We start from the raw sequence: 20,746 nt of genomic DNA, 5'->3' as shown, positions 1-20,746 counted from the left end.
TTTTGTCACTTTAAAGCTGTTTTAGCATAAATATTGGCCTGAATCCATAGATTGCCACGAATATATTGGCCAATGTTAAAGTTTTTATACAAATCATTTTTAGTTGCAATACGAATGACGATTGCAGGGAGATCATCTTCTAAAACTAAAGTCACGTCATATAGGGTATATTCATCTTGCATAAACTGCATTGTGGTTTTTCCGACGATATTTCCTTGGAACCATGCTTCATCTTCTTGACCTAATGTTTCACCGAATAAATAGGCAACCATTTTAGAAAAGTCGACAGTTACAGGTTCTTGATCTTCAGGGGTTTTTGGTTGCCAATCATTAATAAGTTCTTGTAAGTTTTCTGGTGCAATCCCATTATGTTCGGTCAAAATTGCATTTAATGCACGGTGATGTTTAATTGAAGCGGGATCATCAACAATGATTTTCTCACCGTCAGCAACGATTTCTAATTCATAAGCCCAAGCATTAAATTGGACTTGATAAGTTTGGTTCTTATCATATTTGCAATGATTTACACTGAATAAATTATCAAAGGCATAAATAACGGTATTGGTATTTAAACTTAAACGCAATACAGCTTGAGTTTCAGAATCACAACTAATAATTCGCTCGATTTTTGCTTCATATTTATATGGACTTTCAAAACTTGGAAAAGCTGTTTTTAATGCGCGAGGTTTTTGATCTTCTACTGCAATAATTTGATTAATTGAAATTGCTTCACCACTTGGTCCCTGAATCAGCCAAAATGATTGATCCATCTCTTGTTCATCTTCACATAGACCCATTGGCATCACAGGTGCATCCAGTGCCAACCCTAACCATTTAGGAACATCGGTTTCAGGTGTATCGGTCAATAAGTTCCAGTGTTCAACGTGGTTACCGAAATTTTGATCTTGAATTGTAATCGTTTCTGGACTGTTTTGATTTTTCATAAAGCGCGATGCAAAAAGATTGAACTTATTCTATTAAATCGAGGGTAACTGTCATATTTCAAGTCTGGATATGTAATTCTATAAATTTAATTTTTCATGTAAGTCCTAACTCTCCATTTAATTTCTTCTCATAACGATTACTCTGGTTTAGTTTTTTGATGCTGGCTCTATTAGTGTAGCAATCTGCTACACTATATTTTTTATTTATATGAGCTTGTGCCAACGTGCTGCCATTTAAATTATGGGTAGATGCGGATGCTTTACCTCGAATTTTACGTGAAGTGATTCTTCGCGCATCTGATCGTTATCAACTCGAAGTTATTTTTGTTGCCAATCAAAATGTCGGCATTACACCATCCATACGAATTAAATCGATTCAAGTCATGAGTGGGGCAGATCGTGCTGATCAAGAAATTGTTGATCGTATGCAGGAGAATGATATTGTCATTACGCAAGACATTCCACTTGCAGCCCAAGTGATCGAAAAAGGGGGAATCGCAATTCATCCTCGTGGTGAGGTCTATACCACTGCAAATGTCAAAGCGCGGTTACATTTACGGGATTTTATGGATACTTTGCGTGGTGCTGGTGTTCAGACTGGTGGACCACCTCCGATTTCAGAAAGAGATAAGCGGGAATTCTCTAGTTCATTAGACCAAACGATTTTCAAACAAAAACGTAAAACAGCTTCTTGAGCAGAATATGCCCTCACGTCTTAATTTAATGCTCACTTACGTTTTGTTAATATTTATTTGGGCATCAACGCCTTTAGCAATTGTTTGGAGTGTTTCTGATTTACATCCGATGTGGGCTTTACTGTTACGGTTTTTAATTGCACTGCCTTTGGCAGTATCGGTTTTACTGTTTTTAAAAGTTAAATTTCCAACCCATAAACTTGCACTATTGAGTTATGTCGCTGGTTCTTTGAGTTTGATTGGCTCACAGATTTTTACCTATGCCGCTACAGCTTATTTAAGTTCTGGCTTGATTGCATTGATGTTTGGTTTAGCCCCAATTATGGCGGGCTTAATAGGGCGATTTGCTTTTCAACAGAAACTTGCTGCTTGGCAATGGTTGGGGATGGCTATATCGATTATTGGACTGGCTATGATTTGTCTTAGTGGCAATCAAAAACACGTACAGCCGATCGGTATTGTCCTGATGTTATTGAGTGTTTTTTCTTATTCATTGTCAATTTTTTGGGTGAAAAAGATCAATGCAGATGTACAACCGATGGCGCAAGCCACGGGTTCGATTCTCATTTCGACTTTATGTGCATTATTGCTGTTACCTTGGATTTGGCAATACGCACCGACACAGATTCCTTCGGCGAAATCGTTATTGGCACTGGCGTATACTGTGATTGTGGCATCGTTAATTGCGATGTTTTGCTATTTTAAATTGGTCCAAAACTTAAAGGCGACGACCTTATCGTTGACCACGGTGATGACGCCGATGTTAGCAATATTGATTGGTGCATATCTCAACCATGAACAATTGTCAGTTCAAGTGGTTGCTGGCGCAAGTATTATTCTATTTGGCTTATTCTTATATTTCTTTAGAGATCTAAGTGCATATCACCGTTTAAAAATATAAATTTTAGTTTTTAAATTTGATTTACTTCAAGCGATTGAGCTTGTTGAATACTAGCGTTTAGTTTGGCTCGATCTTGTGGGTTTAGGGTAATAAAATAAGCGCCGATACGAAACTTACCTTGTTCTTCTGCTGTACTGTAGGCAACCTGTGCGGTTGCAGCGATATGAAAGAAGTTTTCAGGATGACTTAAGGTGATATGAATATAAGTACCTTCATTAATATCTTGTGAGCTAAAGAAGCTTAAGCCATTTTCAGAAAAGTTTACTTGTTCAGGTACAGGAAGTTGAGATTGCACGATATTGTCGTAAAAAGATCCTGTAATCAGATTTAATTTCTGATTAAAAAGGGATAAGATGCGAGCAATTTGTTGATCTTTTTCATTTAATTGTTCTAATTCGTAGCGTAGTGCATGATCAAATTGATCTAATTCAGCAAGTAGTAGAAAATAGCGTGGCAGTACAAAATGAGAATCATAAGGGTCATTCAAGGCAACATCATCTGGAATGATTTGATAGTTGATTCTCAACACAGCATCAATACGAGACATCACGCGACGTTCTGCGTTGTCGTCAATAAGATGATGTTGTGAATTTTCCATAATAAATCACCTCGGACTAAATGGTATGTTTAAGCCAATTTCGCTGTATATAGGGTTGAGATACACTCGCGCTCGGCGAAGTAATCATTTTATTTCTTTTATTGCCTTGGTTTCCATGATTGGTTTAACCCTAGGCGTGGCTGTCCTCATTACAGTATTGTCTGTGATGAATGGTTTTGATCGCGAATTAAAAACGCGTGTTCTTGGAATGGTACCACAAGCCACTGTTTCTTCTACTCAAATTTTAACAGATTGGCCTGAGCTTGTAAAAAAAGTTGAGACTCATCCGCAGGTTACAGGCGTCGCACCATTTACCCAATTACAGGGAATGTTGACTGCTCATGGGCAGGTCGCAGGCATTATGGTAACGGGGATCGAACCTGAATATGAGAAAAAGGTTTCAATTATCCAAGATCATATGGTCACTGGGGATTTAAACGCTTTACAAAAAGGTGAGTTCGGTATTGTTCTGGGTAAGGACATGACTGATGCGCTTGGTCTAGGCTTAAATGACAGTGTAACCTTGGTTTTACCTGAAGCAACGCCATCTCCTGCGGGAGTTGTACCTCGTTTTAAACGATTTAAGATTGTGGGTATTTTTAGTATTGGGGCAGAAGTTGATTCAATGGTCGGTTATATCGCATTGAATGATGCTTCAACTTTATTGCGTTTGCCAGATGGGGCGCAGGGCGTTCGTTTAAAGTTAGATAATATTTTTGCAGCACCAAAAGTAGCCGATGAAATTGTGAGTGATTTACCAAGCAATTTTTATGCATCGAACTGGACCTATACCCATGGCAATTTATTTAATGCCATTCAAATGGAAAAAACGCTGGTTGGCTTATTACTATTTCTGATTATTGTGGTGGCTGCATTTAACATTGTGTCATCGTTAGTGATGGTGGTTACGGATAAGAAATCAGATATTGCAATTTTGCGAACATTAGGTGCTTCACCTTCCATGATTACCAAAATTTTTATGGTGCAAGGGACTGTGATTGGTGTGATTGGAACGATTGCAGGTACGATTTTAGGTGTGACTTTAGCATTGACCATCAGTGACATCATTTCTTGGTTGAATACAGTTCTCGGTCTGAACTTATTCGATGCTTATTTTGTACATTACCTTCCTTCTTATCTCAGATGGCAAGATGTGGCTGTGATTGTCGCTGTTTCATTGGTCTTGAGTTTCTTGGCGACGATTTATCCTGCATTGCGTGCAGCTAAAGTTCAACCTGCTGAGGCGTTACGTTATGAGTAAGATTGTCTTAGAAGCCAACGATATTTATAAGCATTTTGATGATGGTAAAAGTAAAGTCGAAGTGATTAAAGGCTTGTCGTTACAAGTGAAGGCGGGTGAGTTCGTCTCGATTGTGGGTTCAAGTGGTTCAGGTAAAAGTACGCTGTTGCATGTGTTAGGTGGTTTGGAACAACCGACACAGGGTCAAGTGTTTTTACAAGGACAGCGTTTTGATAACTTGGGCGAAGCAGAACGTGGGTTTAAACGGAATCAATATCTAGGTTTTGTTTATCAGTTCCATCATTTGTTACCTGAGTTCTCTGCTTTAGAAAATGTGGCAATGCCGTTAATGTTGCGTTCAGACGTTCAATATAAATCAGCCAAAGCTCAGGCCGAATATTTACTTGATCGAGTGGGTTTATCTCATCGTATGGATCATCAACCCGGTGAGTTATCGGGTGGTGAGCGCCAACGTGTGGCATTGGCACGATCGCTCGTCACTAAACCTGCTGTGGTGCTGGCAGACGAGCCTACGGGTAATTTAGATCGCAAAACCGCCCTGAGTGTTTTTGAGTTGCTGACTGACTTAAAAAAAGAGCTCAATATGGCAATGCTGATCGTCACCCATGATGAGCAATTGGCACAATCTGCGGATTCTATTTTGCATATGCAAGATGGGTTGTGGATCGAGCAACAGTAAATTATTTTATTAAATCTCTTGTTAAAGCCCTGAAAAAGGGCTTTAATTTTGCCTCTAGAAAAATCAAAAACTTAATTAAAAATTGATGTTAAAAATTATTTTATTGGGGTGGATTGCTGGTATTGCAGTCATGGGGAAAACGTTCCCTTTCATTACTGCGACATGGTGGTTTTGGTGTCTCGTTGCGTTCAGTTTTTTGAGCTTAGTTTTTTATAAAAAACACCTCTATTTTCATCGATCACTCTACAAAGCTTTGGTATTAATCAGTGCGACGTGGGCATTATTTTGTGCCGGTTGCTATTTTGCTGATTCCGCTTTGGAGCAACGACTTAAGTTTAGAGAACTTGAAAAACAGTCATTTGAGGCGATTATTTATATTAAAAAGATTGATGAACTGAGTGATGATGGACAGAAACAAATTGCTGAGGTGCTCAATCGGCATCCTCAGCCAGTTGATTGGTTACTTTACTTAAATAAAAATAAAGACTCATCCAACGCTGAGCCTGAGCTGAAACTTGGACACTATTATCGTGTATATGGCGAAATTCGACCTGCCCATAGTTATGCTGTTGCAGGGGCATTTGATCAAGAAAAATGGTTCTTACAACAAAATGTGATGTCAGTTTTTTCAGTGAGGCACATTCAGTTATTAAGCAATGATGAAATTTACGGTCTAGGCTACCAACAACACCTGAAGCAACAACAAGGTATTCGAGCTAGCTTTTTACTCAGTGTGGAAATGAAACGTTTGACATTTCGGCAGATGTTACAAGCTTCGAACTTACAGCACAAAGGTTTGCTCTTGGCCTTACTCACAGGTGATGAAAGTCTTTTGTCGAATGCATTAAAACAACATTTTCAACAACTGGGAATTTCCCATTTATTGGCGATTTCAGGGCCGCATGTTTTGATTTTTGCTTTAATGTTGACTTGGCTCTTGCGAAATATAGTACAGCGTTATTGTCCGCATTTATATCTTAAACAGCCTCGGCAATTGTTGTTACTGTTGCCCTTTGTGTCGAGTGTTCTACTTTATGTGGCCTTTGTTGGCTTTGAAATACCAGCCATGAGAACACTATTAACGGTGATGATTGCGAGTATCTTTCTTATATTCAGGCAATCGATTCAACCTTTTGCGATATTGGTTTATAGCGCCAGTTTATTATTGATTTATGATCCATTTAGTATTTTATCTGCTGCATTTTGGCTGTCTTATGGCGCTTGCTTTATTCTGCTGAGGATTTATCAAACCATCGTACAATTACCAAAAGATCAAGTGGCGACCACGACACAGAAAATGCGTATGGCGGGTAAGGTCTTAATTGAATCACAATGGAAAATCTTTGTCGCTTTACTGCCTTTGGTGTTAATTTTCTTTCAGCAAGTGTCATGGCTTGCACCTCTGACGAATTTGATCGCTATCCCATTATTGAGTGGCATCATTGTACCTTTAGATATTATCGCCGCTTGTATCTGGTTAGTGATCCCAATATTGGGTGGACTGTTATTTCAGCTCAATGATCTATTTTTATCGCTTTTGATGTCGATATTGAATGCTTTGCAGCATATTTCCCCAGATTTATATGGTGTCAGTTATACCCCTTGGGCAATCGTGAGTTTGATCTTTGGTATTTTTATTTTGTTTTTGCCAACAGGAACGATCCCAAAAGTTTGGGCATTGCTGTGTTTCTTGCCGATATTACTTGGTGTAAAGGCTCAACCGATTGTGTTGAGTATATTGGATGTCGGACAGGGACAAGCGATTTTATTACAGCATCCGCAACACACCTTAATGATTGATACGGGTGGCTCGTTTGATGAAACTAAATTCAGTTTAGGTGAGCGGGTTGTGATTCCATTTTTACGTCAGCAGGGCATACGCCAACTCGATCAAGTGATTTTGTCGCACCTCGATCAGGATCATAGTGGCGCATTTAGCTCGATTCAAAAAGCATTTCCCATCAGACAGGTTCAATCAAATGAACGTGGGGATAAGCTTCCTTTTAATGACAATTTTTCTTTATGTCATCAAGGTCAAAAATGGACATATCAAAATCTGAATATTGAGGTTTTATTTCCTCATGCTGAGGCGCTGGTTTATGCCAAGCACCAGAAAAATGAATATTCCTGTGTGATTTACGTGCAGTTTCTCCATGCACAGCCTTATCAAAATTTTTTGATTATGGGGGATGCAGGCTGGGAAACTGAATATAAGCTTTTACAACAATATCCAGATTTAAAGGTGGATGTTTTGGTACTGGGTCATCATGGCAGTAAGCATAGTTCAGCCTATGATTTTTTAGCAACGATTCAACCTAAATTGGCGATTGCTTCAGCAGGGTTAAACAATCGTTATGGCCATCCGAGTCAAGAAGTATTAAAGCGTTTACATGCTTTAAATATTCCATTGCTCAATACAGCGCAAGCAGGAACGCTCAGCTTTGTTTTTGACAATGGAACGGTGCAACTGAAACAACAGCGCCAGCAAGTAAAATGGTTGGAGAGAGAATAGCCTAAGCATTTTCTTGCGATGTCTGTAATCGGACTTCTGCGACGCGTGTTAAAGCTTCACTTTCATCAATATCGTATATTTTTTTCAAGGCTTTATTGGCACTAAAACGCTTATAGCTCCAATGATAATGCGCAGGATGACGTTTAATTAATTGTTCTAAAGTTTGATGAATAATGAGTGTGCCATCTTCAGCATTACCTTTATAAATCTGAGGGTTGATGGGTTCAACGTACATATCAAAACCATCTTGATCATTACGCATAGCATAAATGAAGAGGGCTTTCGCTTTGGTTTTCTGAATGAGTTTGGCGCTGAGACTACTTGAGGCTAAGGGAATACCAAAATAATCAATCATTTCACCGCCATGATCAGGGGTATGGTCAGGCAAAATTGCAGTTGTCCCGCCTTGCTTTAAGGCTTTAAAGACTTGTCGAACACCACTTTCATCGGTAGGTACAAGGTTGGCTTGTTCACGGCTGCGCGCATCTCGTACAAAACGATCCGCATCAGGATTTTTGACGGGCTTATATAAAATCGTCATCTGAGTGTATTTTGATAACCAAGAATTCATCACTTCCCATGTGCCAAAGTGGGGTATGACTAAAACCAGCCCCTTTTTTTCTGCCAAAGCCTCATGAAAATAATGTTCACCATGTATGTTGTGAATACGCTGAATATTTTGAGAATTAGATGCTCCCCAAATACTGATAAATTCAAAGTAAGAGGTGATCTCATTCCGAATGGCTTGCTTGGTGAGCTGTTGTCTTTCTGAGTTTGGTAGCTCAGGAAACGCGATTTGTAAGTTCAGTTGTATGATTTTTGAGATCTTAGAGAGTTGGAAAGTATTGACCAACATCGCCACCAAGCGTGCAAAAAAACGCCCTAATTGAATCGGTTGGCGACTAATCAGCTTGAGCAAATGATAACGAGAATGGGATGATTTGGGGTGAGTCATGTATCACAGATTCAAAAATTACAAGATAAAGTATAGGGGCTGTTAACGTTTCACAGATGCTTGCGACAGAGGGTATTTTTTAACGATACAAGGCATGTTTTGCGAAATTTAGTCATTCTAAATGAGCAGGACATAACGCTGTAGCGGGAAAAAATACCCCTGTCCCGAAGGGTTATGGCTAAAACCTCCCCAAACTTTGTTATGAAACTTGACAAGGGGATCGCCATTGCCTACGTTTCATGCCTTGTTTGAGTCGTTTTAGCCGATAACGCAATGCATATTTGAAATATTAACAGACCCACTGTAAAAATAATTATAAGTTAAAACAAGTTAATTAAACAGTTTTGTGTAAATCAGCGTATATAATAAAGTCACTTTAAAATTATTGGATTGGAGTCTTATGTCCGATTGGCCACCAAAACCACAAAACGAATCTACAAATAGTAATTCTCCAAATAGTAACAATGTGACAGGCAAAGAATGGCAGATTTTAGAAAAAGCTGTTTTGGCCTCTGTCGAAGAACAACGCCGTAGTCGCCGTTGGAGTATATTCTTTAAATGTTTAGGCTTCGCTTATTTGCTAATTGTCTTGATTGCAATGAGTAAGAGTTGTACCACCTCCACAACAAAATCAACCACCAATATCAGTAGTGATCATTTGGCTGTTGTCGATATCATCGGTACGATTGACTCCTCTAGTGGTTCATCTACAGTAAACAGTGATGATACCAATAAGGCGCTTAAGCGTGCATTTGAGGCGAGTGGTAGTAAAGCTGTTGCTTTGAATATTAACTCTCCAGGTGGTTCACCAGTACAGTCAGATGAAATTTGGCAAGAAATTCGTTATCTGAAAAAACAACACCCAGATAAAAAAGTCTATGCGGTGATTGGTGATATGGGTGCTTCAGGTGCTTATTATATTGCTTCTGCTGCGGACGAAATTATTGTCAATCCATCAAGTTTGGTTGGTTCGATTGGCGTGATTATGCCGAATTATGGTTTGAGCGGTTTGACACAAAAACTGGGAATCGAAGACCGTACCATGACTTCGGGTAGCAACAAAGATATTCTCAGTATGACCAAACCGCTTGATCCTGCACAAAAGCAACATGTGCAATCTGTTTTGGATAATGTGCATGGGCACTTTATTAATGCAGTAAAAGAAGGGCGTGGTAAGCGTTTGAAATCGAATGATCCTGCTATTTTCTCGGGTTTATTCTGGACAGGTGAGCAAGCAATTACTTTAGGCGTAGCAGACCGTAGTGGTAGTTTAACGACATTGATGCGTGATCTTAAGGTAGATCAAAAAGTAGATTATACGGTTCAGCGTAATCCTTTTGAGTCTATTTTAGGCCGTATGGGTACAAAGATCGGTGAGGGAATCAGTAGCTCACTTGCAGATCAATTGCAAACCAGCCAAAACGCAAAAATACAATAACAATCGACAGAAAATCTTTAAATTCAGGGCTGTAAGGATTTACAGTCCTGAGTTTTTTTAAAATTACTCCTCAGTTCTTCTTCTTGTATTGCGACATGGTTTGAGAGGAAGATAATTTATCGTTTATTAAACTTAAAAGACTGACATGAAACCTATTATTCATTTTGCCCATGCCAATGGTGTTCCATCTAAAGTTTATCAAAAGCTGTTTGATCAATTGAAAGATCAATATGACATTATCTATGTCGCTGAAATTGGAACAGACAAGCGTTATCCAATCACGCATGGTTGGACACATTTGGTTGATCAAGTGATTGATAGCATTGTACAACAAGCTCAAGGGCGGAAAGTGATTGGTTTAGGACACTCTTTGGGTTCAGTCCTGACTTTGATGGCTGCTTACCGTCGTCCAGAGTTATTCTCACAAGTGATTATGCTGGATCCACCATTGATCATTGGTAAAGCTTCATTTGTTTTTCATCTTGCTAAAATCTTTAAACCTAAATTGGTGGATCGGATCACACCTGCGGGTTTATCGGTACGTCGTCGTGATCATTGGGAGTCTCGTGAGCAAGCGGCAGAGCTGTTGGGATCGAGAGGTTTTTATCAGCATTTTAATGCTGATTGTTTCCAAGCCTATATTGATCATGCATTAAGCAATGATCCTCAGCGCGGTGGAGTGACTTTAACGATTCCAAAAGCGGATGAAGTGGCATTGTTTAGAACCACACCATCGATGTGGTGGTTGCCTATGCCAAAACCTCCTGTTCCTGTGCACTTGGTGGTTGGCAGTGACAGCGTATTCTTAAAAGAAAAATTCCCACAAGTGGCTAAAAAGAAATTAGGGATTCCTTTTTCTGTGCTTGAAGGTGGGCATATGTTTCCATTGGAGCATCCATTGGAAACTGTAGAAAAGATTAAAAGTTTGATTTAATTATGAGGCTACGTTAAATCGAGCAAAGATAAAAAAACACATCCGAAGATGTGTTTTTTTAGTTTCAAAACTGAGCAAATTGAATTGGCTGTTTTAAAGGTTTTTGATAGAAATAAGCCTGACCGTTTTCCCAAGAGAGCTGACCATTACACAACCATTGCACGACTTGAGGATAGATGAAATGCTCAAGTTCATGTACACGTTGCGCTAAGCGTTCTGTTGTATCATTTAAACCGACTTGAATAATGGATTGAGCAATGCTCTGTCCAGCATCAAGTTCCGCGGTTACAAAGTGAACTGTACACCCATGTAAGCGATCCCCCGTGTTTAACACACGTTGATGTGTGTTAATTCCTTTATAAAAAGGGAGGAGAGATGGGTGAATATTTAACATCTTACCTTGCCATTTGCTGACAAAATTCGGAGTTAAAATGCGCATAAAGCCTGCAAGAATGACCAAATCAACCTGCCATGCAAGCAGTTGTTGATGCATGGCTTCATCAAAGCTTTCTCGGTTTGGAAAGTCTTTATGAGAAATGACAGCAGTTGCAATATTGGCGCCTTTCGCACGTTGTAGTGCATAAGCATCCACTTTGTTGGACAGAACACCAATGATTTTTCCTGAAAATTGATGCCCAATTTGGGCATCAATCAGGGCTTGTAAGTTGCTACCGTTACCGGAGACAAGTACCGCAATTCTCATTATGCAAAGATCACGCGAATTTTTTCGTCTGCACCTTCAACTGATTCAGCATTTTCTTGGATATGACCAATTTCCCAAGCTTTTTCGCCTTGAGCATTTAAGATATCAATTGTTTTTTCTGCTTCGCTCGCATCAACTGCAATTACCATACCTACGCCACAGTTAAAGGTACGATACATTTCAAAGCGTTCTACATTGCCTTCACGTTGTAGCAGTTGGAATAACTCAGACCATTCCCAGCTTGACTCATTAATCACGGCTTGAGCGCCATTTGGAAGTACGCGAGGTAAGTTACCTGGTAAACCACCGCCTGTAATATGCGCCATTGCATGAACGTCAACTTGTTTGCAAAGTTCGAGTACAGGTTTAACGTAGATACGTGTAGGTTCCATTGCGACATCTGCAAGTGGACGACCATCAACGATTTGGGTTAAATCAACGTTTTTCACATCTAAGATTTTACGCAATAATGAGTAACCGTTTGAATGTGCACCACTTGATGCAACACCGATTAATACATCACCAGCTTTAACTTTAGTACCGTCAATAATTTTGCTGTGCTCAACGACACCTACTGCAAAACCAGCGAGATCGTAATCTTCGCCTTCATACATTCCTGGCATTTCAGCAGTTTCACCACCAACCAGTGCACAACCAGCCAGTTCACAACCTTTACCAATACCAGTCACTACATCTGCTGCAACATCAACATTCAAATGACCCGTTGCATAGTAATCAAGGAAAAATAATGGTTCAGCGCCACACACTAATAAATCATTGACACACATTGCGACAAGATCTTGACCAATTGTATCGTGGCGATTGAGGTTGAGTGCTAAACGTAATTTTGTACCTACACCGTCAGTTCCTGAAACCAATACAGGTTCTTCATAACCTTTTGGAATTTTACAAAGGGCGCCAAAACCACCTAGACCACCCATGACTTCAGGGCGAGTGGTGCGTTTAGCGACAGATTTGATACGATCGACCAATGCGTCGCCCGCTTCAATATCGACGCCTGCATCTTTGTAGCTTAAGCTTGTGTTTAAGGTAGAGGTTGAGTTGCTCATAATGAAGTCTCCGCATTGGCGGCAGATTATAACCTGAATATACGAAACTCTTATGTTATTTATGCTCGAAAATGCTATCTTTATTAAAAATTTTTTCCATTTATAACGATTACACGAACAAAGGTTAAATTTTATGCAAGATCTGGTACTCCGCCGTATCTTTATCCTCGCTGGGTTAGCATTGTTGATTTGGGTGATTTATTTACTCAAACCGATAGTCATTCCTTTCGTCGCTGCTTTTTTTATTGCATATCTATTTAGCCCGTTGGTTGATGTTTTAGTTAAGATTAAATTGCCGCGTTGGCTTGCGATCAGTGTTGTGTTTATCGGTATCGGTGTGACTTTAACGGTCGTATTATGGTTTCTTGTTCCACTTGTTTGGAAGCAATTGATGTATGCGCGGGATAGTATTCCTGCGGGAATTCATTGGATTAATGCAACCTTTTTACCTTGGCTTTCTGAAACTTTTGATTTGGTGCCAATGGAACTCGATACCGACCAAATCTCTAAAGTCGTTATGGAATATGTTCAAACTAATTACAGTTCTGATAGTGTTCAAACATTTGCGTTGCGTCTCGCTCAATCTGGCTTGAACTTTATTCAGTTAGGCGGGCTTATTGTCCTAATTCCAGTCATTTCTTTCTACTTTTTACTTGATTGGAACAGAATGCTGCAAAGCTTCCGTCGTCTGATTCCACGTCCTTATGAAGCATCAACTTTAACCATTATCCGTGAATGCCACAGTGTATTGGGCGCCTTTGTGAAGGGGCAATTTTTGGTTATGTTGTTACTGGGGATTATTTATGCAGTGGGATTACAGCTGATCGGTTTAGAGGTTGGTCTAATTATTGGCATGATTGCGGGTTTGGCCAGTATTATTCCTTATTTAGGATTTGCTGTTGGTATTATTGCAGCCATAATTGCATCGTTATTTCAATTTGGTTTAGATTGGGTGCATCTACTTTTGGTGGGTGGCGTATTCTTGTTTGGTCAAATGGTGGAAGGATACGTACTACAACCGTTTCTATTGGGTGATAAAATTGGTTTATCTCCAGTCGCTGTTGTATTCGCAGTTTTGGCAGGGGCGCAACTTGCGGGTTTTCTTGGAATGCTGATTGCATTACCTGTGGCAGCAGTCATTGTTGTTTTATTAAGACACGCACGAGATAATTATGAAAAAAGTCGGCTATATGGTTTACCGGCTGACATGGTTGCGATAGAGAGTGGGGCGCAGCATGTTAGTGTGGAAACTGAACAAGTATCGCTTGATATTGAAATAAAAAACTCTCAAGATACAGAGACTTCAAACCCTAATGATGGTTCCAAATAAGCGGGGAAAAAATTAAATCTATGCGTCAACTGCAATTGGATATTGAACCACAACTTGATGCCCGAATCAGTGATTTTTCGGGACCAGGTTGGGGACCTATGGTTGATGCAGTGAGGCAATTACATGCAGGTTTGGTTAACCGGTTTTATGTTTACGGTGGAGCAGGTACAGGTAAGAGCCATTTATTATCTGCAATTTGTGATTCTTACTTAGAATTGGGCCGTCCAGCCATCAAAGTCTCTTTGTTGGAGTTATTGGATGCGCCGATTGAAGCAATTACATCATTAGAATTTTATGATTTGGTTGCATTAGATGATATTGAGGCGATTAGTGGTGTTCCTCATTGGCAAAAAGCTGTTTTTCATTTGATGAATAACCATGAAGGGCAACTGGTATTTTCTTCACGATCAGCCCCGATAGAATTGCGGTTGGAGCTTCCTGACTTGCAATCAAGATTAACTCAAGCCGTCAGTGTTAAAGTTCCTAGCGGGAGTTCATTTATAGATCGACAAGCATTGTTGCAATCTGTGATGACGCGACGAGGAATTCATTTTGATCAACAAATCATTGATTACTTATTGCAAAACGGACCTCATCAAGCTTCGATCTTATTACAGACACTCGCGCAGCTTGAAAAAATGTTAAAAGGCGAAAAAACCAAACTCTCTAATACCACCATCAAGCAGATTTACGCATTAATAGACGAATATCGCCAATAGCATAAAATTTCTTGAGTAATTACGAGAGCTATGACAAAGTACGCACAAAGGATGTGATTGCGAAATTTGGATTTTGCAATATCAAGAAAAATGAAAAATAGAAGGAGAACGGTATGTTCAAGCGGACGCTTGCCTGTGCTTTATTTGCGATTACTGGACATGTATATGCTGCAGATATTCAAGTTACAACATTAGTTGATGAAGACAAGGATGATGCCGTTTGCTCATTGCGTGAAGCTGTATTTTTTTTAAATAATCGAACTAAACCAGAATATGAAAATGGCTACAAAGGATGTGGCGATAAGGATTCTAGCTCAACTATTCTTTTAAAACGCGATCAAGAATATAAGCTGAATTCAGCACTTAGCATCAAATCGCCAATGACAATAAAAAGTGAAGCAAGTGATATATTTAATGATCAAAAACTGGGCTTGAATAACGCTACGATTAGCATCAACGGACAAGATCGTTTATTTTTAATTGATGACGGTAGTGTTGAAGATACCTTGATCATTGTTCACTTCAAAGAGCTTAATTTAAAGGGTTCTCCTACACGATTCAATAATAATGGTGGTTTGATTCTGAATCGAGAAGATTTGAGAATCGAGTACTCGCGTTTAACAGATGGAAATGCGAATAAAGGTGGAGCGATTTATAATGCTGGCATATTCTCTGATACACAAAAAACTGCGGGTAAAGTAACGATTTTTAGTAGCATATTGAAAAATAATAAAGCAGATCAAGGTGCTGTAATTTATAGTGAAATGCCACGATATTTAATTTCTCATTCAGTCATTCGTGACAATCAAGGAGTTGCAGGTACGGATGGGGCGTTACTGCATGTTCAAACAGGATTTAGTGATGAAACGATTGGTAACTCGTTGGGTAATCGAGATTCAGGCATAAGAAATAGTACAATTTTTCATAATAGAGGTGGGTTTGTCGCCAATATCCGTGAAGGCATGTTTTTAAATAATTTGACGGTAATTAAGAATGCTGCAGGATTGTATTTACAATCATTAAATCGGAAAGTCACTACTACTGGTGAAGATAATAAACCAGAGGTGAATTATTATCCTAGTGCTTATATTTCCAATAGTATTATTGCTGCAAATGGCAGTGAAAACTGTAGGGTTAAGTCAGATGATACCACTGTTGTACAGAGTAATTTAACAACAGTTGAATGTGATCAAAATCCTGCAGATCGGTTACCTAACTTCATGATCGGGGATAATAAGCTGATTGCAGGGGGAGATGACGAAGGTATTTGTGATGCACCACCTGCCGATGGATTACTGTGTCCATATAAGATCCCTAAGGATCAAATGTTAGGCTTCTTTAAACCGCGCTTATTGGCTTCTTATAATCAACTGTCTGATTCATTTATTGTGAATAAAGGACGTATCTATAGTGATGGTACAAGTTTCAGTTTAGCGAGTTGTGAGAGATCAGATCAACGAGGAATTGACCGTACTGGTTATAATGAGTTGTGTGATTTAGGTGCGATTGAATTGGTGGTTGATCGTAGTAATATTCCAATTGCAGGGCAGGATATTTTCTTCAATGAAATTGCAAAATTTAATATCTCTGAGAGTTTAGTGGATGGAGAACTACTTGATCCAGCGACTTGTGAGAAAGTATTAGGTAAGCGTTCAGATGGACAATCATGGCAATATGGTTGCTTGCAAATCATCCAAAATCAGACGCCATCAAAGGGAACGCTGACTTTGGATCAAGATGGAAATGTAACTTATGTTCCACATAGTAATTGGCATGGTGCAGATATATTCAAGCTGCGAATTATGACGACAACGACGCGTTTTAATGATGTGACGAGTAATTACATTGAAATTCCGACCACCATTGTACAAGACCCAAAGAATAATTTTAAAAGTAAAACAGTAAAGACGAGTGGTGGAGGTATCGGATTTGGAGCAATTCTGATGCTGGTTGGTTTAATTGGATTACGCCGTTTTAAGTCATAATCAAGGATGATGAGATGAAAAATTATAACAAAGCGTTTTTAGCCACTGTAATATTGGCTTCAATGCCGTTGATCGCTGCAACAAATGATGGACCAATTAAAGTCACCACTTTTGTAGATGAAGATGGCGAGAATCTCAAGGCATGTTCACTCCGCGAGGCCTTGGAAACAGCCAAGCGACGTACCTCTTATGGTGGTTGTAAGGTCACAGATACTGCATCTAGTACGCAAAAGACCATTCAGTTAGAGGCTGGAGTTTATACCCTAAAAAGTGAGCTTACGCCGCAAGTCAGTGTTGCTATTTTTGGTGAAAGTCCTGTTGATTGGGACGAGAAAAATATTTTACTCAACGATGTAATCAATCAATATCCAGCTCAACTCCCATTGAGAACCACCATAAAAGCTGAGAATTCACGTATTTTTAATACCACGCAGGGTAAACAGGGATTAGTGCTCAACAATGTTATTTTAACAGGTGGGCGCACTAGTGATCGGGGTGGAGCTATTTATGCTGGTGAAAATGTCTCTCTAAATAGTACTCAAGTTTTAAATTCACATGCCGGTATCGCGGGTGGCGCGATTTACCTTGCAGGGAGTACCAGTGGTTTAACGATCTCAAAAAGTCTTATTCAAGGCAATCAGGCACCGATCGGAAGTGTGCTGGCGATGCATGATAAGAATGATTTGGGTTATACCAAGCGTGATATTACGATTACATCGAGTAGTATTGTTGAAAATGGCTCAACAACTTCCAAGAGTATGTTTGAATTTGTTGGGGAACCAACTGTTGTATTAGAGTCCAATACTATTGCTAAAAATAAAGCTGATTCAACGCGTGGCAATCTAATTAAATTTACGGGTGATACTGAAGCTGGAACGGTCGGAAGCAATAGTTCTAGTGTTTTAAGTAGTTTGAGTCGATTGACTTTAGAAAATAATACCATTGTTGAAAATAGTGCATTTACGACATTTTTATACGATAAAATTGGACTTAAACGCATCACCTTTAATGTCTTAGCTTATAATGGTGGTACTGGCACTTATGCTTGCCGTTATTTGTTAGGTGATGCTAAAGATCAAAAAAATGTGGGACTGCTTTTTGGATATAATGCCTTTGTAGAGAAAGAGACGGACGAAAATTTCTGTGATTTACCTGAAGAAACATTAAAAGACAATAAAACGAATATTGATGTCACTGGACAGCCGATAACCACATACTTAATTGGGCTGGTGCCTGCTTCAGCGTATACTGCATTTCTACCGCTGTACTATCCAGTTGATAACAATAGAAATAAATCAGAAAATGAGACCAAAACTAAGGATCTCATAGATACTGGGGCTACAGATTGTAGTACGATTGATCAGCGTGGTTTAAAGCGAATTACAGATGGTGCTTTACATTTAGATCCAAAGGCTAGGAATACCTGTGATATCGGTTCTGTGGAGTTAATGAGATTAACGGCAGGTGACATCAATGATCTGTCGAATAGTTCACTCAGCAGTATGATAAATAACTATCAAGGGAGTTATGATTTATTTGAAGATTTGGTCAAAAAACCGAATAATGCAGAATTTTTAACCTACTATAAGTTTCGTCTGGCGCAATACAAAAAGGTATTGGATGTATTTGCTGATCCAGAGAAAAGAAAGAATGCGTTAAAATATCGAGCAATTTATGTGGACTTACGCAACCACAAGTTGCCATTACCGGAAGAGGTTGTTACATCTGATGGAAAAACACGTGCGTTACAATTCTTTAGTACTGAATATTATGATATTGATGTTAAGGCATTAGGGAAAGGGCAGATTGATGGCGTGATTGATGAGGATAATATTCCAGAAGATGAGAAATTTGTCTGTAAGTGGAATGCTGATCTAGAACAGATTATGATTTATCGTACTGATGATGAAATAACTCAAGCAGGTGATAAGTATTTTTGTAAATATACCATTACATCTATAGCCGATCGTAGAATTACCTCAACAGGCTTGTTGCAAGCGGCATTTGATAATGTTGCACCTGTAGTAGAAAATACATCAGTAACATTAAGATATAAGAAAAATGATACTGCTACATTAAATTTGCTTGATTTTGCAAATGATGATGGCGATACAGGTAAAAATGGTTTTGGTCCTGAACTGGAGCCAAATAAACCATCTTTTTGGCGCAATGCTGAAGGGGTGGAATTGCCGATTCGTCTATCAAATGTCTCGAGTAATCTGATCATCACTGCCGATCGCCAAGGTAAGTGTCCAGCACCAGATCAGCAAGAAACGTGTTATGGTGGAAATATTTATATTAAAGAAGCCAATGCTTTTAATCCTTTTAACTTCACCTTCGGTTATCAAGTGTATGATGCGGATGAGAAGCTATCGAATCTCGCCACTGTGAGTGTGATCAGTACAGCGACTACCACTGATGATTCGCGTAAAGCCAGTCATGGCGGGGGCGGTAGTACAGGCATCTTCTCTTTATTTTCTTTGTTGGGGTTACTCACATATCGCCGTTTAAGAAAATAGATTAAGACTAAAAATAGCGCCTATTTGGCGCTATTTTTTTGGGATTGATTTTATATTTTGTTAATAGAGATCATTTTATTAATATTCAGCGTACTTGGTTAAGTATTCATCTCTGATGTTTACACGTTCTTCTAAGCTGGCGTTTTGCATACGTTTACGTAATGTAGTTCGTTCTTGTGTGCTCATCTTTTGCCAAACGTCACGCATTTTTTGTTTTTCGTCATCAGGCAATTGTGTAAACCATTCCATCCGCTGTTGAAGTTGCGAACTTTGATCGGTTGGAATTTCTTTTAGAGTTTGGTAACGCTGAATAAGAACTCTTTGTTCTTCAGGGGATAAGTCATCCCAAGCTTCTTCAGTCGTTGCTTTGATTGGCTTTGAAAATGGCCAAAAACGTTCCGAACCAGCAAAACTAGTTTGTAGTAAACTTAATGTACACACAACAAGTGCTAATCGTTTAGCTGCCATGTCTGACCTTATCCTCACCCAAGACCATTAACATTTCCATGTCTTCTACCATTTGTGGTGAAAGTTTTGGATTGATAACAACTTGATTTTGTGGTTTATCTGCTAATTCTATAGAGTTCGGTAAAACCACAATTCCTGTAATGGCTGCGGCTAATGCAAAGCCACCCATTTTCCAAATACTATAGTAGGACGTTGATTTTTTTTGAACCTTATCCAAAACCTGATTCATCACTAACATTTTATTGTGATGTTGCGCTTTCTCAAGCTGATCAAGTTTGGAAGTCACTTGTTTGGTGAACTCATCTTTATTATTCATCTGATGAACCTCCCGTGTGTGGATTTAAATGCGCTAGCGTAACTTTAAGCCCTTGAATCGCACGGTGGTAATGTGTTTTAACACTGCCTTCACTGCAATCCATAATCTGGGCTGTGGTCATCGTATCGAAACCTTCCCAGGCTCTTAGCATAAATGCTTGTTGTTGACGAACGGGGAGTTGATTAATCGCGTTTTGAATCTCTTCCATCGTGACTGCTTGATTCAGAAATTCGAATGGGTTTGGTGTGGACTCATCTACGATATCAATAACTTCTTCATCGTCATCTAAACTCATTCTTTTAAATAAAGAAAATGGATTTGCGCGACGTGCTTCTTTGCGTCTCCAATCTTGTAATTTGTTATTTAAAATCGTATAGAACAGTGGATACCATTCTGCAGTATTTTTTTCAGCATAGGATTTATGTAAAGAGATAAAAGCTTCTTGCACTAAATCCATCGCAATGCCTTGTTGGCCTTGGGTTGCGCTTTCCATCATGACCAGCGCACGACCTGTAACGTCTTGCATAAAAAAACGAAGACGTTGTTCAACCGTACTTGTATTAGTACTGTTGTCAGTTCGAGCCTGTTTCGGTGCTAAATCCATAGAGATGGAAAATCCTGTCATGGATACCCACCATTATTCTCAATTCATTAGTCATATAACGTTGAAAATGGCGGGTGCGTTGACAACTGAAGCAATTATTTTTGTAGTGTAATTG

General features: G+C 39.2%; 19 protein-coding genes. 11 read left to right on the top strand and 8 right to left on the bottom strand.

Annotation, left to right across the window (positions count from 1 at the left end; all coding sequences use genetic code 11):
• Positions 1 to 5 precede the first annotated feature (5 nt).
• Positions 6 to 944: a hypothetical protein gene (locus tag EAH57_RS01205; RefSeq protein ID WP_121928493.1), complete on the bottom strand. Its 939-nt coding sequence runs from the start codon at positions 942 to 944 to the stop codon at positions 6 to 8.
• 224 nt (positions 945 to 1,168) lie between these two features.
• On the opposite strand from EAH57_RS01205, the gene EAH57_RS01200 reads away from it, so the two are divergent.
• Together EAH57_RS01200 and EAH57_RS01195 are read left to right on the top strand one after the other, a co-directional pair.
• The gene (locus EAH57_RS01200; protein WP_121928492.1) at positions 1,169 to 1,639 is read left to right on the top strand and encodes a YaiI/YqxD family protein; all 471 of its coding nucleotides are present in this window, start codon (positions 1,169 to 1,171) and stop codon (positions 1,637 to 1,639) included.
• Positions 1,640 to 1,646: 7 nt separating this feature from the next.
• Entirely contained in the window at positions 1,647 to 2,540 is an 894-nt protein-coding gene (locus EAH57_RS01195) for a DMT family transporter (RefSeq protein ID WP_121928491.1), read from the top strand.
• 10 nt (positions 2,541 to 2,550) lie between these two features.
• On the opposite strand, the gene EAH57_RS01190 is transcribed toward EAH57_RS01195, so the two are convergent.
• Entirely contained in the window at positions 2,551 to 3,138 is a 588-nt protein-coding gene (locus tag EAH57_RS01190) for a PilZ domain-containing protein (protein WP_121928490.1), read from the bottom strand.
• 25 nt (positions 3,139 to 3,163) lie between these two features.
• On the opposite strand from EAH57_RS01190, the gene EAH57_RS01185 reads away from it, so the two are divergent.
• From EAH57_RS01185 to EAH57_RS01175, 3 genes are all read left to right on the top strand, one after another.
• On the top strand, positions 3,164 to 4,399 hold the full coding sequence (locus EAH57_RS01185; RefSeq protein WP_121928489.1) for a lipoprotein-releasing ABC transporter permease subunit: 1,236 nt from the start codon (positions 3,164 to 3,166) through the stop codon (positions 4,397 to 4,399).
• Positions 4,392 to 5,078 (top strand): lipoprotein-releasing ABC transporter ATP-binding protein LolD, encoded by a 687-nt coding sequence (gene lolD, locus EAH57_RS01180; protein WP_121928488.1) that lies wholly within the window; start codon positions 4,392 to 4,394, stop codon positions 5,076 to 5,078. Before EAH57_RS01185 ends, lolD begins: the two co-directional genes overlap by 8 nt.
• An 85-nt stretch (positions 5,079 to 5,163) precedes the next feature.
• Complete coding sequence (locus tag EAH57_RS01175) at positions 5,164 to 7,590, top strand: DNA internalization-related competence protein ComEC/Rec2 (RefSeq protein ID WP_121928487.1); 2,427 nt, start codon at positions 5,164 to 5,166, stop codon at positions 7,588 to 7,590.
• Position 7,591: 1 nt separating this feature from the next.
• Here the strand turns inward: EAH57_RS01175 and EAH57_RS01170 are convergent, their stop codons facing one another.
• A complete protein-coding gene (locus EAH57_RS01170) occupies positions 7,592 to 8,545 on the bottom strand; it encodes a lysophospholipid acyltransferase family protein (protein WP_121928486.1) in 954 nt (317 codons plus the stop codon).
• A 400-nt stretch (positions 8,546 to 8,945) separates the two neighbouring features.
• Here EAH57_RS01170 and sppA point away from each other — a divergent pair, with 400 nt between their 5' ends.
• Both sppA and EAH57_RS01160 read left to right on the top strand, forming a co-directional pair.
• Positions 8,946 to 9,983, top strand: a complete 1,038-nt coding sequence (gene sppA / locus EAH57_RS01165; protein WP_121928485.1) for a signal peptide peptidase SppA — start codon at positions 8,946 to 8,948, stop codon at positions 9,981 to 9,983.
• 145 nt (positions 9,984 to 10,128) lie between these two features.
• Positions 10,129 to 10,917 (top strand): alpha/beta fold hydrolase, encoded by a 789-nt coding sequence (locus tag EAH57_RS01160; RefSeq protein ID WP_121928484.1) that lies wholly within the window; start codon positions 10,129 to 10,131, stop codon positions 10,915 to 10,917.
• 64 nt (positions 10,918 to 10,981) lie between these two features.
• Here the strand turns inward: EAH57_RS01160 and purN are convergent, their stop codons facing one another.
• Both purN and purM read right to left on the bottom strand, forming a co-directional pair.
• Positions 10,982 to 11,623, bottom strand: a complete 642-nt coding sequence (gene purN, locus EAH57_RS01155) for a phosphoribosylglycinamide formyltransferase (protein WP_171407353.1) — start codon at positions 11,621 to 11,623, stop codon at positions 10,982 to 10,984.
• A complete protein-coding gene (gene purM / locus EAH57_RS01150) occupies positions 11,620 to 12,690 on the bottom strand; it encodes a phosphoribosylformylglycinamidine cyclo-ligase (RefSeq protein ID WP_121928482.1) in 1,071 nt (356 codons plus the stop codon). Before purM ends, purN begins: the two co-directional genes overlap by 4 nt.
• Positions 12,691 to 12,823: 133 nt before the next feature.
• Between purM and cxpE the strand changes: the two genes are divergently transcribed.
• The 4 genes from cxpE (at position 12,824) to EAH57_RS01130 (ending at position 19,243) form a co-directional block, all read left to right on the top strand.
• The gene (gene cxpE / locus EAH57_RS01145) at positions 12,824 to 14,020 is read left to right on the top strand and encodes a chloramphenicol efflux transporter CxpE (RefSeq protein ID WP_121928481.1); all 1,197 of its coding nucleotides are present in this window, start codon (positions 12,824 to 12,826) and stop codon (positions 14,018 to 14,020) included.
• 20 nt (positions 14,021 to 14,040) lie between these two features.
• Complete coding sequence (gene hda, locus EAH57_RS01140; protein ID WP_121928480.1) at positions 14,041 to 14,739, top strand: DnaA regulatory inactivator Hda; 699 nt, start codon at positions 14,041 to 14,043, stop codon at positions 14,737 to 14,739.
• Positions 14,740 to 14,852: 113 nt separating this feature from the next.
• Entirely contained in the window at positions 14,853 to 16,724 is a 1,872-nt protein-coding gene (gene rbtA, locus EAH57_RS01135) for a rhombotarget A (protein WP_121928479.1), read from the top strand.
• 14 nt (positions 16,725 to 16,738) lie between these two features.
• On the top strand, positions 16,739 to 19,243 hold the full coding sequence (locus EAH57_RS01130; RefSeq protein WP_121928478.1) for a CSLREA domain-containing protein: 2,505 nt from the start codon (positions 16,739 to 16,741) through the stop codon (positions 19,241 to 19,243).
• A 78-nt stretch (positions 19,244 to 19,321) separates the two neighbouring features.
• On the opposite strand, the gene EAH57_RS01125 is transcribed toward EAH57_RS01130, so the two are convergent.
• Genes EAH57_RS01125 through EAH57_RS01115 form a run of 3 tightly spaced genes read right to left on the bottom strand, consistent with a single transcriptional unit; the run spans position 19,322 to position 20,631 of the window.
• Positions 19,322 to 19,711 (bottom strand): DUF3106 domain-containing protein, encoded by a 390-nt coding sequence (locus tag EAH57_RS01125; protein ID WP_121928477.1) that lies wholly within the window; start codon positions 19,709 to 19,711, stop codon positions 19,322 to 19,324.
• Positions 19,701 to 20,027 carry a hypothetical protein gene (locus EAH57_RS01120; protein WP_004668927.1) on the bottom strand — a complete coding sequence of 109 codons (327 nt, stop codon included), beginning with the start codon at positions 20,025 to 20,027 and terminating at the stop codon, positions 19,701 to 19,703. Before EAH57_RS01120 ends, EAH57_RS01125 begins: the two co-directional genes overlap by 11 nt.
• The gene (locus EAH57_RS01115) at positions 20,020 to 20,631 is read right to left on the bottom strand and encodes an RNA polymerase sigma factor (protein WP_121928476.1); all 612 of its coding nucleotides are present in this window, start codon (positions 20,629 to 20,631) and stop codon (positions 20,020 to 20,022) included. Before EAH57_RS01115 ends, EAH57_RS01120 begins: the two co-directional genes overlap by 8 nt.
• Positions 20,632 to 20,746 lie beyond the last annotated feature (115 nt).

The sequence above is a fragment of the Acinetobacter sp. 2JN-4 genome (assembly GCF_003687745.1).
In the GTDB taxonomy this organism is placed as follows: Bacteria; Pseudomonadota; Gammaproteobacteria; order Pseudomonadales; family Moraxellaceae; genus Acinetobacter; species Acinetobacter halotolerans.
Note: the sequence above shows the minus strand (reverse complement) of the source record. Positions and strands in the feature narration are given on the sequence as shown.